General features: G+C 41.5%; 11 protein-coding genes. 6 read left to right on the top strand and 5 right to left on the bottom strand.

What is annotated here, in order from left to right; translation table 11 throughout:
- Positions 1-8 precede the first annotated feature (8 nt).
- The 3 genes from NH153_RS06330 to NH153_RS06320 all read left to right on the top strand — a co-directional run bounded on the left by NH153_RS06330 (position 9) and on the right by NH153_RS06320 (position 3888).
- On the top strand, positions 9-1844 hold the full coding sequence (locus NH153_RS06330; RefSeq protein ID WP_063702072.1) for a DUF885 domain-containing protein: 1836 nt from the start codon (positions 9-11) through the stop codon (positions 1842-1844).
- Positions 1845-1943: 99 nt separating this feature from the next.
- Complete coding sequence (locus NH153_RS06325; protein WP_063702070.1) at positions 1944-2627, top strand: hypothetical protein; 684 nt, start codon at positions 1944-1946, stop codon at positions 2625-2627.
- Between the two features lie 4 nt (positions 2628-2631).
- Positions 2632-3888: a lipopolysaccharide biosynthesis protein gene (locus NH153_RS06320; protein WP_063702068.1), complete on the top strand. Its 1257-nt coding sequence runs from the start codon at positions 2632-2634 to the stop codon at positions 3886-3888.
- Here the strand turns inward: NH153_RS06320 and NH153_RS06315 are convergent.
- Positions 3877-4593 carry an SIMPL domain-containing protein gene (locus NH153_RS06315; RefSeq protein ID WP_063702066.1) on the bottom strand — a complete coding sequence of 239 codons (717 nt, stop codon included), beginning with the start codon at positions 4591-4593 and terminating at the stop codon, positions 3877-3879. The genes NH153_RS06320 and NH153_RS06315 overlap by 12 nt on opposite strands.
- A 169-nt stretch (positions 4594-4762) precedes the next feature.
- Here NH153_RS06315 and NH153_RS06310 point away from each other — a divergent pair, with 169 nt between their 5' ends.
- The gene (locus NH153_RS06310) at positions 4763-7432 is read left to right on the top strand and encodes a bifunctional acetate--CoA ligase family protein/GNAT family N-acetyltransferase (RefSeq protein ID WP_058586644.1); all 2670 of its coding nucleotides are present in this window, start codon (positions 4763-4765) and stop codon (positions 7430-7432) included.
- A 15-nt stretch (positions 7433-7447) separates the two neighbouring features.
- Positions 7448-8395: an ion transporter gene (locus NH153_RS06305; RefSeq protein WP_063702064.1), complete on the top strand. Its 948-nt coding sequence runs from the start codon at positions 7448-7450 to the stop codon at positions 8393-8395.
- Between the two features lie 22 nt (positions 8396-8417).
- On the opposite strand, the gene NH153_RS06300 is transcribed toward NH153_RS06305, so the two are convergent.
- From NH153_RS06300 to NH153_RS06290, 3 genes are read right to left on the bottom strand one after another with little or no spacing between them, the layout of a single operon-like run.
- Entirely contained in the window at positions 8418-12923 is a 4506-nt protein-coding gene (locus NH153_RS06300) for an EAL domain-containing protein (RefSeq protein ID WP_063702062.1), read from the bottom strand.
- A 15-nt stretch (positions 12924-12938) separates the two neighbouring features.
- Entirely contained in the window at positions 12939-13364 is a 426-nt protein-coding gene (locus NH153_RS06295) for a GNAT family N-acetyltransferase (protein WP_063702060.1), read from the bottom strand.
- A gap of 2 nt (positions 13365-13366) precedes the next feature.
- Positions 13367-13567 (bottom strand): DUF3283 family protein, encoded by a 201-nt coding sequence (locus tag NH153_RS06290; RefSeq protein WP_054562754.1) that lies wholly within the window; start codon positions 13565-13567, stop codon positions 13367-13369.
- A gap of 149 nt (positions 13568-13716) precedes the next feature.
- Between NH153_RS06290 and NH153_RS06285 the strand changes: the two genes are divergently transcribed.
- A complete protein-coding gene (locus NH153_RS06285; protein ID WP_063702058.1) occupies positions 13717-14421 on the top strand; it encodes a transporter substrate-binding domain-containing protein in 705 nt (234 codons plus the stop codon).
- Here NH153_RS06285 and NH153_RS06280 read toward each other — a convergent pair.
- Positions 14418-14663, bottom strand: coding sequence for a DUF1289 domain-containing protein (locus tag NH153_RS06280; RefSeq protein ID WP_063702055.1), 246 nt, complete (start codon positions 14661-14663; stop codon positions 14418-14420). The genes NH153_RS06285 and NH153_RS06280 overlap by 4 nt on opposite strands.
- Positions 14664-14742: the final 79 nt, after the last annotated feature.

Below are 14742 nucleotides of genomic sequence, written 5' to 3'. Positions count from 1 at the left end.
GAATTAAAATGCGTAAATTGACCTTCATCGCTGCGGCGGTAAGCGTTGCATTACTTGGTGGCTGCCAACAAATGCAAGAGCAACCAACGCCTGCGCCAAGCGTACAAAGCCAACCTGTTCAAAGTGAAATCGATAAAGCAAATGCTTTCTTCGAAGATACTTTTAACCGTGACGTAATGAAAAGCCCTGTCTACCAAACATACATGGGTATCAAAAAAGATTACGATAAATGGGATGATGGTAGCGAAGAGCGCGTTTTAGCTGACTTTGAACAAACTAAAGCTGACTTAGTTGCATTGAATGCAATTAATCGTGATTTATTAGATGACGCAACAAAAGTAAGCTACGACCTTAAAAAACAAGACTTAGAAAACGAAATTGCTGATTTCAAATGGCGTCATTACAACTACCCTGTGAACCAAATGTTTGGGGTTCACTCGATGATCCCTGCGTTTTTAATCAACCAACATCAGATTGCTGATGTATCTGATGCAAAAGCGTATATCTCGCGTTTAAATGGTGTACCAGCGGTCATTGATCAATTAATCACTGATTTAGAAGTACGTGCAGATGAAGGTATCATCGCGCCTAAGTTTGTATTCCCACACGTGATTGATTCAAGCAAAAACATCTTACGCGGCGCACCGTTTAATGATGGTGAAGATTCAACATTACTTGCTGACTTTAAACGTAAAGTTAACGCTCTAGAGATTGCAGATAACGAAAAATCAGCACTTATCAGCGATGCTGAAAAAGCCCTAAAAGCGGCTCTTAAACCTTCTTACACTAAGCTAATTAACTTTTTAGCTCAGTTAGAAAAACGCGCAGATGACCGTGACGGTGCTTGGAAATTCCCTGACGGTGAAGCGTTCTATAACAATGCGCTAGCACGTACCACAACAACTGATTTAACAGCGAAAGAAATTCACTCTATCGGGTTAGCTGAAGTTGCGCGTATTCACGACGAAATGCGTGCAATCAAAGACAAAGTTGGCTTTAAAGGTGACCTTAAAGCATTCATGCAATTCATGAAAACTGATAAGCAGTTCTACTACCCGAATACCGCTGAAGGTAAACAACGTTACCTTGATGAAGCTACGGCTCTTATCGATAACATGAAATCTCGCCTAGATGAGTTATTCATTGTTAAGCCCAAAGCTGACCTTAAAGTTAAAGCTGTAGAAGCATTCCGCGAAAAAGCTGCAGGTAAAGCGTTCTACCAACAACCTGCACCAGATGGTTCTCGCCCAGGTATTTATTACGCAAACCTATACGATATGGAAGCAATGCCAACATACCAAATGGAAGCACTTGCATACCACGAAGGTATTCCAGGTCACCACATGCAAATTGCTATCGCGCAAGAACTTGAAGGTGTGCCTAAGTTCCGTAAGTTTGGTGGCTACACCGCGTATGTTGAAGGCTGGGGTTTATACTCTGAGCTAGTACCAAAAGAAATGGGCTTATACGAAGACCCTTATTCAGATTTTGGTCGTCTTTCAATGGAGTTATGGCGTGCATGTCGCTTAGTTGTAGATACCGGTATCCACGCTATGAAGTGGACGCGTCAACAGGGTATCGACTACTACGTAAATAACACACCTAACGCAACCTCTGATGGCGTTAAAATGGTTGAGCGTCACATTGTAATGCCTTCACAAGCGACGGCATACAAAGTAGGTATGTTGAAAATTTTAGAGCTTCGTGAAGCGGCTAAAGAAAAACTAGGTGATAAATTCGATATTCGTGAATTCCACGACGTCGTACTTAAAAATGGTGCTGTACCATTAAACGTACTTGAGAAGTTTGTTGACCAATGGGTTGCTAAGAAACAAGCAGCTTAAACAATAAAGACTTGAAAAAGGCCGCTCAGCGGCCTTTTTTATTTATTTAAACAAGTAGTTGAGCTATAAATGTATAAATAATAAAAAACGAGTATTTTCATGCAAAGCGCTATAGAGCAATTGAACAGCCGACTTCAGCATCACCAATTAAAAGAACTCATTGCCGATTACCAAAGTGTTTCGGGGGTTTTGCAAGCGGCACAATTACAACACATCTATCAATTAGCGTGCAGTAGTGAAGTTAAATACTTGTTTTTACAAAATGTTGCAGCGCATTTACTCGAAGCCAGCCCGCTGCCAAGTGAAGCGGTTGCCTTGATTGATGATATCGATAAACTAAGCTTTTTTACTCCGGGGCTTAAGTTTCAAAATGCCTTTTGTATTACCGACAACCAAGGTAACACCCTACTACATCATTTATTTACGCAGTGCCAAGCAGATAAACTTCCCTTTAATTACTTGCGTTCGTTAATGTTATTTGAAAGCAACGAAAGCTTAGGCGTTGCGTTAAAAACATTAAATAAGCAGCATCTCTCTCCAATTGGTTGTTTTATAGCACTAAACAGCACGACTCAAATGCTAGCCAAACATGAATTCTCTGCGTTATTAGCCATGATGGAAGTCGACCAAAGCCACAGCCCTAGTGCAGTCAGCGCCTTGGTAAATACCCTTAAGCAATTCTATGGTACCAATCAACCAACGAGTGCCGACAGCAAAGTGCTGCTTTGCGCGGCCTATTTGCAAGTGCCAACGGCACAGTTATTAAACGCGCTTAATCAATAACCCGATGAATAAGGATGTTGTTAAAGCGTTTTTATCGCTCAGTAGTTTTACCGCTCTTAATCATGGTAGCCGTATTGTGCTCACCTTGTGTCTTGCAAGGTTATTAAGTAGTGATGAATTTGGTACTTTTGCGGCGTTACTCGCACTTTGTGAAATTCTTTTGTTACCTGCGAGTATGGGCTTTGCATCGTCTTTAATGCGTATTAGCTATCCGCTCTACAAGGCTCAGCAACATGAGTTATTACGGGGCTTAAAACACGTATATTTAGCTGCATCGTGTTTATTCGGGGTGATTTTTGTCGCTGCGGTGGTGATTAGCTTTCAGGCTATTTCACCGCATCAAAGTGCCAAAGAGCATGTAGTTTATTTACTGTTACTGGTGCCGATTGGCGCTATTATGCAAAGCCAATCGGCTTTTTTAGTGGCGTTAAATAAACCTAAAATAGGCCTAATAACACAGCAATGTATCTTTGAATTATTAACCGCAGGGTTTTGTTTCTTAGTTTATTTGATACGTGGGGACTTATCGTTAGTCGAGATTTGTATCTTGTTGTTTTGTAGTATCTTGTGTGTAGTCAGCTATCAATATTGGCTAATCAAAAAAATGATCGTCGCAGGGACTGCCCGCTACCAAACTAAGCAATGGTGTAAAGACTCCTTGATCATGCTCGCCAGTGGCGCAGGCACCGTATTAGTAGCAAAACTCGATGTATTATTGGTGCATCACTGGTTTGGTGCACAAGGCGTGAGTATCTTCTTTCCTGCGGTAGTGATCGCCGGCTTACTGACGATTTTAGGCAATGCGGCCAACCAATATTTAAAACCCATTTTAATGGCTAACGAAAATACCGAACAGCAACTGAGCGAGTTAATGAAAGTAGTGTGGCGCTTTAACTTTGCCGCTATATTGCTACTCGCCTTGCTCGCAAAACCACTACTCAGCCTCTATGGCGAAAGCCAATTACAAGAAGGGTTTTGGACTTTAATGCTGCTGTTACTCGGGCAATTGTTACTACCAGCGAGAATTTTAGCGAGTAGCATGATCAAATTAAAAGGCAACCCACTCATCAACTTGTACGTATTACTAGGCGCAACCAGTGTCACCGTATTGATGGCTATAATTTTAAAAGATCAGTTTGGCTTAATGGGCGTGGCTGTTGCGTTTAGTGGTGGCTTTATGCTTGGTGCGCTATGCCGCATGGTGATTGTGTGTACACGCATGCGGCTGCCTTTATCTGTGGTATTGGGTTTAGTCAGATAAATAATATTCGACACTGGTAACAACACGTACTTTTTTCAGCTGAGGTGTATTTGAGTCTCTATCAGAAATTGAAAACTGGCCTTGGTGGGCGGTTTTAATTTTACCCAGCTTAGACTGTGAATCTTTAGCAAATTTCATTGCTACTTCACGGGCTTTTTCGGTTGCCTCTTGAATCATATTTGGCTTGATTTCATTTAAGCCATTAAACAAATACTGAATACGCGTTTCGTAGTTATCTTGCACTATCGCGATACCTTGCTTGGCTAATTGGCTTACTTCGCCTAACGCATGCTGCACTTTTTCAATATCATTTGAATAAACAATCACATTGCTGCGAGCAATATAACGGAACTGCTGATTCTCGCCGCCATATTCACGGGCTTGTTTATCAATAATTGACTGACTACCAAGACTAATTTCTTCGTCGCTAAAGCCATGCAGCTTTAAAAAGGCAACGACTGCATCACTTTTCTCTTCAACCCGCCCCACTAATTTTTCAAGGTTGTTATCGGCATCAGAAAACTGCAGTGGCCAAATAACGGTGTCGGCTGGCACTTCCATTTCGGCTAACCCTTTAACATGAACAGTGCGCTCCATGCCTTTCACATCAAGGGCTGCACTTTTCAAAATAAAACCTAATCCAAGCAAACCAACCGCCAATGCACACGCTGCAATAACGATATTAAATGGTTGCGCTTTATTCATGCTTTTCTCCTTGATGTAGGTCACTGTTTTTGACTCGAAAAGTAGTTATAAACAGGTTATCTTATGAGTATAACTTTTAATACTTTAGAAGCGTGTCGGTTCTAGTTTGGGTGTATTAAACTTAACAGACCCTGAAGTTTTAACAAACAGCGCAAGCGAAGGAAACAGCATGAGCGTTAAACGTATTAGCCAATTTTTTAACCCTAAATCAGTCGCGGTCATTGGCGCCTCAAATTCCCCTAACCGAGCGGGCTTTGTGGTTATGCGCAACCTTTTACAAGGGGGCTTTAAAGGCCCAATCATGCCTGTTAGCTTAAATCACAGCGCTGTACACGGCGTATTAGCCTACCCGAGCATTGCTGCACTACCTAAAGTGCCTGATCTTGCGGTTATTTGTACTAATAAAAACACCTTAATCAACATCATTAATGAGCTTGGAGAGCTTGGCTGTAAACATGCAGTGGTGATTGCTGCGGGTTTAAACGCCGACCAAAAGCACGCACTGAAAGAAGCAGCTGCTGAGGCTAATGTCTCTTTACTTGGGCCTAATTGCTTGGGCTTGCTGATTCCTCACATTGGCTTAAATGCTAGTTTTTCGCACACAGTTGCAAGCCCAGGAAAGCTCGCTTTTGTGTCGCAATCGGCCGCGGTTTGCTCAACGATTCTTGATTGGGCGAAGAACAAAGAGATTGGCTTTTCATATTTTGTGTCTGTAGGTGATTGCCTTGATATCGACTTTGATGAGTTACTCGACTTTTTAGGCCGCGATGCAAAAACCAAGGCTATTTTGTTGTATATCGATAATATAGAAGATATTCGCAGCTTTATTTCTGCAGCGCGAGCCGCTGCGTTTAGTAAACCCGTAATTGCTATTAAAACCGGTAAAACCAGTGCCGGAGCCCTTGCTGCAGAAATACACACTGGTGGCAAACAAAGCTCAGATGCGGTCTATGATGCGCTATTCCAACGAGCGGGTATGTTAAGAGTAAACGACTTACGAGAGCTTTTTGCTGCTACACAAACGCTAGCAATGCACCCCAAACTACTTAAAGTCGAGCAACTGACTATTTTAACCAATGGCGGCGGCCCAGGTGTCATGGCTGTGGATACGCTCTTGCAAAGCTCAGGAAAGTTGGCAGAGCTTAGCGACGAGACCAGAGCTGCGCTTAATAAAGTGATTCCGCAATCCGAAATGACCTCGAATCCGGTGGATATTTTTGGTGACTCAGCGCCAAGACGCTATCAACAAGCGTTAGAAATCTTGCTGCAAGCCAAAGAAGTTAAAAACCTGCTGATCATTCACACCCCTTCTGCGCTTGCACCGAGTGAAGATTATGCAGAGATCATTGTTGAAACCTTAGAGAAAATCCCGAAGATGGCACGCCCTTATGTTATGACGAACTTTATGGGAGAAGATGCCGCGTATGCTGCGCGTAAGGTCTGCGCTAATAATGCCATTCCGACCTACCGTACACCTGAAGGTGCGGTTGGTGCGTTTATGCACTTGGTAAGTTATCGTCGTAACCAAAAACATTTAACGCAAACGCCAGAATCGAACACCGATGATGCAAAGATAAATAAAGACGCAGCACGCACTGTAGTGAATGAGTTTTTAGCCGAAGAGCAAAGCTATCTATCAACCCATGAAGCAAGCCAAATTCTCACTCATTATGGTATTGATTGTATTCAAACTGAGGTTGCTTACACACCAACAGAAGCCAAAGAGCAAGCCATTGAACTGGGTTTTCCGGTAGCGTTGAAACTTATTAGCCCAAGTATTCCTTCAAAATCAGAAGTCGGTGGTGTGGTCCTTAATTTAAATGATGCGCAAGAAGTTGAACAAACAGCCTTTGCTATGCTGCTACGAATCAAAAACACCTACCCTGATGCCCATATAGAAGGTTTTTCACTGCAAAAGATGGCGCCACGAGCGGGTGCTAATGAGCTACGTATCGCTATAAAAACAGAACCTAACTTTGGCCCGGTGATCTTACTGGGTGAAGCAGGCACCGGACTTGAATTCGCTCAAGCAGCAGTGGCATTACCACCACTAAATATGAACTTGGCAAAATACCTGATTGCTGCGGCGCACGATAAAGGCGTACTTAAAGACCGCGTACTACCAGAAAAAGTCGATAAATACCGTTTATGTGCCCTACTCACCCGTATCTCGCAGCTGGTTATCGACCAACCTGATATCACTAGTGTTGAGTTAAATCCTATTTTAGCCAGTAACGGGCAGTTTTTGGTACTTGATGCAACCATTGGCCTTAGCCGTTATAAAGCAAAAGCGAACCGTAAGCGCTTGTGTATTCGCCCCTACCCGATTGAATTGGTTAAAGAAGTAACCCTTAAAAACAATACCCAAGCACAGCTAAGACCTATCAAACCGGAAGATGAGCAAGCACACTTAGAGTTTGATCAATCATTGAGTAAAGAAGACAGATATAAGCGCTTCTTCGGTGAATTACCGCAATTCAACCATGATCAGCTCGCGAAAATGACGCAAATTGATTATGACCGAGAAATGGCGTTTATTGTCAGCCAAGAGCAAAATGGTTCAGCCTGTACATTAGGGGTATCTCGTGTATTGATGGATCCAGACAAGCTCGATGCGGAATTTGCAATTGTGGTGCGCTCTGATTGCCAAGGTTTAGGGCTTGGCACAATATTAATGAACGCGGCAATTGAGCATTGTAAAAACCAAGGCGTTAAACAAATTGCAGGTATCACCTTGCCAGAAAACACCGGCATGATTGAACTGGCACGAAAACTCGGGTTTAAGATCACCCGCGACTTTGAAGAGGGCAGCATTAACATGGTGCTAAAACTTAACTAAAACTGGATCACTATTTTGCATCGTTTAAGAAATTACACTGCACGAGTTTTTGAAGGTAACGGTAAATATCGACGTATAGGACGCGCACTCGACGTATTTTTGATGTCGCTGATCATGGTCAATGTGGTGGCAATTGTGCTGGAGTCGGTTGGCCCTTTAGCAAAACAATATCATCACGAATTTTTAATGATTGAGCTGATTTCTGTCGGTATCTTCACCTTAGAATATGTGCTCAGACTTTGGTCTTGTGTAGATAAAAGCGTGCATAAAGAAAGCCCATTAACAAACTCAAAAATTCGCATTAGATATTTCTTTTCGCCGTTGGCGCTGATTGATCTGATCGCGATTTTACCCACCATTCTGATGGTCTTTGTGAGTGTTGATTTACGCTTCTTACGAGTGCTTAGGTTAATGCGTATCTTTAAACTGACCCGCTATTCAAGGGCGATGCAGCTATTATTAAATTCATTTAAAGAAGAAAGCAGCTCACTGCTTGCGGCATTTTTTATTATGGCTGTGGTCTTGATCATTGCCTCATGCGGTATTTATTTAATTGAACACGATGTGCAGCCCGATAAATTTGGCTCTATTCCTGCTGCGATGTGGTGGGCCATGGTGACATTAACAACCGTTGGTTATGGTGATGTCGTACCTGTGACTCCCCTTGGTCGCTTATTTGGTGGTGCCATCACACTAGTGAGTATGGGCATGGTGGCTATTCCAACCGGTTTGTTGGCCTCAAGCTTTTCTGAGCAGTTACGTAAACGCAGACAAGTGTTTACCGATGCAGTCCACGAAGCCGTTGAAGATGGGCATTTATCGCCGGTTGAAGAAGAACACTTAGAAAACTTACGTTACAAACTGGGTTTAAGTCAGCAAGAGGCGAATAAAGCGATTCATAACGAACTTAAAAACCGCAATCGGAACTTATATTGCCGCCACTGCGGAAAACGCCAAGATTAACGAAAAGGGTAAAGCTTTGGCTTTACCCTAAAAATTCCTCATCCCATTGAGTATCTAAAAGCGCTTTTACTTCATCACCTGCCACTGGTTTGCTAAACAGATAACCTTGGAAATATTCACAGCCTAAAGTGCGTAAGAATTGCAATTGCGTGTGGTTTTCAACCCCTTCGGCTACACACTCTTTCCCTAAGCTTTTAGCCAAGGTAAGTGTTGAGTTGATAATCGCTTCATCACCTTTATCAACCCCGATGTCGTTGACAAAACTCTTGTCTATTTTCAGCACATCAACCGGAAAACGTTTCAAGTAGGTCAGTGACGCATAGCCTGTACCAAAGTCATCCATATAAATACGACAGCCTAGGGCTTTGAGTTTTTCCATACTCTGCTGCGCTTTATCTGAATCATGCATCATTACTGATTCGGTGATCTCAAACACTAATGCGCTTGCAGGCACTTTAATTGCACTTATTGATTGATGTATTTTCTCAACTAGATTCTCGCTTTCAAAATCGAGGGCAGAGAGATTTATAGAAACATATAAATCAGGATGCGTGATACGCCACTGGCGCAGCTCAATCAATGCTCTTGAAAGGGTTTGCAACATAATTTTGGTAATTAGCCCTGAGCTCTCTGCAGCATTTGCAAAGCCTTCTGGTTTATATTCATCATTACTAGGCCAACGTAGTAACACTTCAAGTCCTGCGACTTTACCTGTTTGTGCACTCACGATTGGCTGATAAAAATTACAAAACTCGTGCTCTTGATAGGCTTTGCTTAGCTGAGATTCAAGATGCAAAGTACGCTGCACTTGCAAGTTCATTTCTTGCTTATAAAATTGATAACAACTCTCGACATGACTTTTCGCGTGATACAGTGCCACATTAGAGGCTTTCAGCAATGCTTTGGTATCCTTTGCATCATCTGGGTAAACAGCAACACCAACGCTAAGGTTCACTTTTACAGCTTGCTGGCTCAGTTCAATATGGGTATCGACACAATCCATTACTTTTGCACATAACAGCAGTAGCTCATCAAGCTGCTTAAAATCTTCAGCAAGGATCACAAACTCGTCACCATCGAAACGAGCCACGCTATCTTGTGGGCGCAATACGAGCTTTAAACGCTTAGCAACACGCTTAATTAATTCATCTGATTCCTCACGTCCGAGCGAATCATTAAAGTGCTTAAAGCGCTTAATATTAACGTTTAATAAGGCGACTTTTGTTTGATGGTAATCAGCTTGTTCAATGGCATGAATAACCCGATCATTGAATAAGGTTTTATTTGGTAGCCCCGTCAAAGCGTCGTAATTCGCCAGTAAATGCAGCTCGCTTTCAGCCAGCTTTTGCGCGCTAATATCGGTAACAATAATAACGTAACTATCAAGCTGGCGATTACTGCCCGCCACCGCGCTAATTTTTATTAATACTTGGCGTTTCTCACCGCTGGCAACTTCAACCACATCTTCGGCAGAGAAATGCTCGCCCGATTTCAACGTTTGCATAATACGCAGATAATGAATACGGGTAGAGATAGGCATACCAAGTGTGAGCGAGCGGCTAGAGCGAGGCTCTGCAGGGAAACCAAAGGCATCTTGGAATGACTTATTGGTAGCACGAATACGCAGGTTTTTATCTAAGATAAACACCCAGTCACGGGTTTGTTCAAATGCCGCACCAAACAAGCGGGCATTTTCTTCAAATACCAGTTCGCGAGTCATATTCGTGTAAGTGCCAGCAACTTTTTCAGGGGCGCTGTCTTGCCACTCAACCACTTTGCCAAAGTCTTTATACCAACGCCAATTGCCATCAGCATGACGTAATCTGTAAGTGCAATTGAAATAGCCTTTTTGCGTTGATAAAAATTCTAACCACTCTAAACGGAAAGTTTGTTTATCATGTGGGTGAATCTTGGCTAAATAATCATCTAAATTAACGCTGTCAGTTTCATAGCCTAACTCATTTTTAAGACGCGGCTGATAAATAATCGGGCTTTGCGATGACCAATCCCAAACCCCAGAATGACTGCCTTCAAGAGCAAGCTTCAATCGCGCTTCACTCTCTTTACTTTCTTTATGGGCAGCTAGCAGTATTTGTTGCATACGGTTACGTCTAAACACCCAAGCAGCAACAAACAGTGCAACCAAAATCACATATAAAACAATAAAGTGTGGTGCGCGCCAAGGGGGGTATTTCACTTCGATATTTAAAATAGCGGGCGGCGTTAAATCGCCGGTTAGTGGATCTTTTGCCCATACCTTAAGGTGGTATTTTCCTGCACTGAGTTTTGGGAACAGCACCCGGTTGTTATTGCGGGTATAGGTTTTTTGACCATCACCCAGTTGGTATTCATAAATGATACGTTCTTGATAGTTAAATGCCATCGCCGAAAAGGCAACTTCGAGACCTATATCATCATGCTCAAGGACAACACTGTCGATTGGCTGTTTTAGCTCAGCGGGTAAATCACGAGACATTAAATCAAGGTTGGTAATATTTACGTGATCAATTAAAGCTTGCTGATAGTGGTTATCCATAGGGTAAAAATAGGTAAAGCCTTTTAGCGTACCATAGACAATTTGCCCCGACTCAAGCTTAGTAAATGCCCCACTATTAAACTCTGTTGAGAATAACCCTTCTGAGCCAGTAAATTGCTGAAAATGTAAATTATCTGGGTTCAGTCGCCAAAGTCCTTTGTGGCTACTCATCCAGATCATGCCTGCTTCATCAAGCACCATGTCGTATAACAAAGTACCTAACTTATTCTTCTCAAGGTCGATGGTATAAATATGTTCGTAGGTGCTGGCGTCTAAGCCGATTAATCCAAAGTTTGAAAGCGATAACCACAACACATTGTTGTTATCTATGATGTAAGACATCACATTCACAGCAACATTTTCATGCTGTTCAGGCACTTTGTAAATCGTCGAAAGCTCGTAAGTTTTGGGATCAACTTGATAAAGAATACCCGCATTATAAAATAATGGCGCATCAGGCTTTGAAGATAACGCTGGTAAAAACCCGTAGGCTAAAAACGGCTCAAATTCATCAAATTTACCGCCTAATCGGGTTACTTTTTGGCTATCAATATTATAAACAAACATGCCGTAATCAGGATGAACATAGTAAAGATCGCCCGATGGCATCAACAATATGCCGTGCACCCAATCGTTAATTAAAACCTGATTATCTGGATTTGCCGCTTTGACAGGCGTGGCCTGCCCGGTTTTCGGATCAAAACTTAAAATACCGCGATTAGTATGCAGCCATAACTTATCTTTGTAGGGCATAACTTGATAAACACTAAACTCAGTGGTTATTAAGTCAACCTGATAATCTTTCAAAAACACTTCACTTTCGTAGGTTTCTAAATCAACCGCTGTTAAGCCATTATGGGTGGCAAGCCAAAGACGATTTTGAAACTCAGTAATACTCCAAATTGAGTGATGAGATAGCCCATCGCCTTTTAATGAATTGGCGGTCACATTAATAAAATTGTAATTGTCGTATGACTGATAAAACGCCCCATCATTTTTAGTTGCCAGCCACATTCCACCAGAGCGGTCTTTCACAATATCAATAATGCTGGTGTCAGCTAGTGTGTAACCACTTTCTTTTAAGCGCATATTCTTAGCTAACTCACCTGTTTCAAGGTTATATTCAAATAACCCTTTATCAGTGCCAAGCGTAATCGAGTTAGCCTCTGGAATAATCTTCCAAATATTTAATTCACTGATGAGTGTTTTATTTTTAAAGGCGATGTCTGGGGTATCAAACATTGCTTTTAAATTGCTAATATCAACCTGATAAAGGCCTCTAACAGCACCCACTAGCAATGTTTGTTCATTGATAATAGCGAATGATTTGACATAATTTTGATAAATATGAGTTGGCTCATTTTGCAGATGATCAAGCTTACGGACTTTTCCTGATGCCAGCTCATAGACATAAGCACCATTACTGGTACCCATAAAAATATAACCTTGGTACGCGAAAAGCTCACGAATAACACTGCTTTTTACACGTTCAGGTATTTCAAAAATAGAGGTGATTTTTTTCGTTTCTAAGTCTAGTTTGGCAAAATCCCAGCCACGCCCTAGCCATAGTGTTTTGTCATCAACAGCCACCATACTAAACACCGACTCAATAAAAATTTGCTCTTCAGTGGTTGGTTTAGCAATAAATTGCTGATAAGTATCGGAAGTGGGATCGTAACGGAATAAACCCGCTTGTAGCGAAGCTATCCAAATATAGCCTTGTGGATCTTGGTAAATACGGTCAATGATGGCATCTTCAAGCTCACCATTAGGGCCTTTAATATGGACCACCTGATAACCATCGTAGCGATTGAGGCCACCTTCAGTCGATAACCACAAGTAGCCACTGTTATCGATAAGCATGGTGTTTACATAACTTTGCGATAAGCCTTCACTGGTTGATAAACGTTTTACCTGCGAGATTGCGGGATGGCTAAACAAGCCACAGGTCAAAATAAAAAATAACGTTATACTGGAGAAGAACTTAGTCATTGACGTTCCAAATTGCTAACTTGGCACTGTGTCACGCGTAAAGTGCATCGCAACTACGTTTCGATGCGCATATACCTCAAACAACGATTGCAAAGAATTGGGTAATGTTAATGCATAGTTAAACCCATTTTGTAGATAAAAATCAATCAGATTTTGGTACACGAAGGTAAAAACCGTCCCTTTTTGTGATGCAGTTAGGGTAGCAAGTAATTGTGAAGCAATTTTTTGACCCCGCCACATTTCATCCACATAAAGGGTTGATAAAAATAACAGCCCAGCTTGGTTTTGAACTCGGCAAGCGGCAATTATTTCTGTCTCTTTGTAGGCAACCCATACTTGGTCAGCTTTGGTCGCTCGACCGCGTGTCTTGTGTTTATCATAAAATTTATTTACTAACGGCGTTTTAATTGGCTCAAGTAAACAAAATCTAAACGCAGTCATGGTTAGCTCATTAGCGAAAGGTAATGCTCAAACTGCTGCTTTAAGAACGCTTGCTCAGATATTGGACGACTATTTATTGCAGTATAAACACCTTCACGGGTGTTTTTACCACGCTTTATTTGGTAAGCCCAAAAAGACGCTTCGTAATCCAGTTGAATTTGATATTTTTGCTCTCGTGGCAATTTACATAGATTGAAACTCATACTTTCTCAGCAATAAAATTTTAATTTAGCAAGTATAACAAAATTAACAGGCTTTAATCCCTTTTATTAGTTTAAAAGCCCGCGTATAAACTTGATTTTGGAAACACATATCAGTAAATTAACGAGCAATTTATGTACGCAAGGAACGCATGTTGTCAAAATATCTGAGTCACAGATTCGCCTTATTTTTGCTGTTTTTTTGCTTCTCAAGTAGTGCCAGCACCAATTTACTGATCTTTAATCGCCCTGCCGATACACCACAAGCTCGCTATGTTATTGATTTAATGAAAATGGCATACAAAGAAATTGGCTATGAAATCCATATAATCGATTTTAATCATCAAAATGCACTGGTTGCCGCAAACCAAGGAGTGCTTGATGGACAGCTAGGCCGTATTGCTGATGTTAAAGATGATTATCCTAATTTATTGAAGGTGGACTACCCACTTTTTGATTTTAATTTAGTGCTACTGAAAAATTGCCGACAATGTCAATATGAAGAACTTAAATCGTTAGCAATTCAGTCAAGCTACCCGGCGGCTCAGAGTTATATCGATAACCACCCATTTGAAGGCGATGTGATCAAGGTTAGAAATGTCACTGCGCAGCTTAACTTACTGACGCAAAAACGTGTTGAAGGGACCATCTTGTTAGACTTTTTATTGTCGACTAAGCACCCTGGCTTTGACCAAACAGCCTTCCATAAACAAGTTTTAATGCCGATGAAGAGCTTTCATTTTGTTCATAAGCGTCATGCGGCAATAATACCGCAACTGACCAAAGTACTTAAAAAGCTTGATGAAAACGGCACGGTGCAATTTTTAAAATCGAAATACAACCTCAGTAAATTTTAAAAATCAAAGCCACCTTGCTCAGGGTTTGTGTGTTGTTGCTCTGCCTGCTGTTTTTTCTGAAGGTAACGTTTATAACGCTGTTGGCATAAGCTAATGACTTTACGTTTTTCTGCATTGGTAAACTTATTCCAATAAAAACGCTCGTCACGACTACGGTAGCAACCTTTACAATAGCCCCGGTTATTAACTTGGCATATCCCTTTGCAAGGGCTTGGAATTTCAAATATTTCAATTTGTTGCATCACAAATGCCGGTTAATAAGTAATAGTAAAAGTATAGCCTGAAAATTAACCATAAAAAAAGCCACTTTAAAAAGTGGCT

It is taken from the genome of Pseudoalteromonas gelatinilytica (assembly GCF_001641615.1).
GTDB lineage: Bacteria > Pseudomonadota > Gammaproteobacteria > Enterobacterales > Alteromonadaceae > Pseudoalteromonas > Pseudoalteromonas gelatinilytica.
Note: the sequence above shows the minus strand (reverse complement) of the source record. Positions and strands in the feature narration are given on the sequence as shown.

What these genes read in the sequence shown, in the direction of transcription:
- NH153_RS06330 (WP_063702072.1), top strand. Translation starts at nt 9, where the DNA reads ATGCGTAAATTGACCTTCATCGCTGCGGCGGTAAGCGTTGCATTACTT.
- NH153_RS06325 (WP_063702070.1), top strand. Translation starts at nt 1,944, where the DNA reads ATGCAAAGCGCTATAGAGCAATTGAACAGCCGACTTCAGCATCACCAA.
- NH153_RS06320 (WP_063702068.1), top strand. Translation starts at nt 2,632, where the DNA reads ATGAATAAGGATGTTGTTAAAGCGTTTTTATCGCTCAGTAGTTTTACC.
- NH153_RS06315 (WP_063702066.1), bottom strand. Translation starts at nt 4,593, where the DNA reads ATGAATAAAGCGCAACCATTTAATATCGTTATTGCAGCGTGTGCATTG.
- NH153_RS06310 (WP_058586644.1), top strand. Translation starts at nt 4,763, where the DNA reads ATGAGCGTTAAACGTATTAGCCAATTTTTTAACCCTAAATCAGTCGCG.
- NH153_RS06300 (WP_063702062.1), bottom strand. Translation starts at nt 12,923, where the DNA reads ATGACTAAGTTCTTCTCCAGTATAACGTTATTTTTTATTTTGACCTGT.
- NH153_RS06295 (WP_063702060.1), bottom strand. Translation starts at nt 13,364, where the DNA reads ATGACTGCGTTTAGATTTTGTTTACTTGAGCCAATTAAAACGCCGTTA.
- NH153_RS06290 (WP_054562754.1), bottom strand. Translation starts at nt 13,567, where the DNA reads ATGAGTTTCAATCTATGTAAATTGCCACGAGAGCAAAAATATCAAATT.
- NH153_RS06285 (WP_063702058.1), top strand. Translation starts at nt 13,717, where the DNA reads ATGTTGTCAAAATATCTGAGTCACAGATTCGCCTTATTTTTGCTGTTT.
- NH153_RS06280 (WP_063702055.1), bottom strand. Translation starts at nt 14,663, where the DNA reads ATGCAACAAATTGAAATATTTGAAATTCCAAGCCCTTGCAAAGGGATA.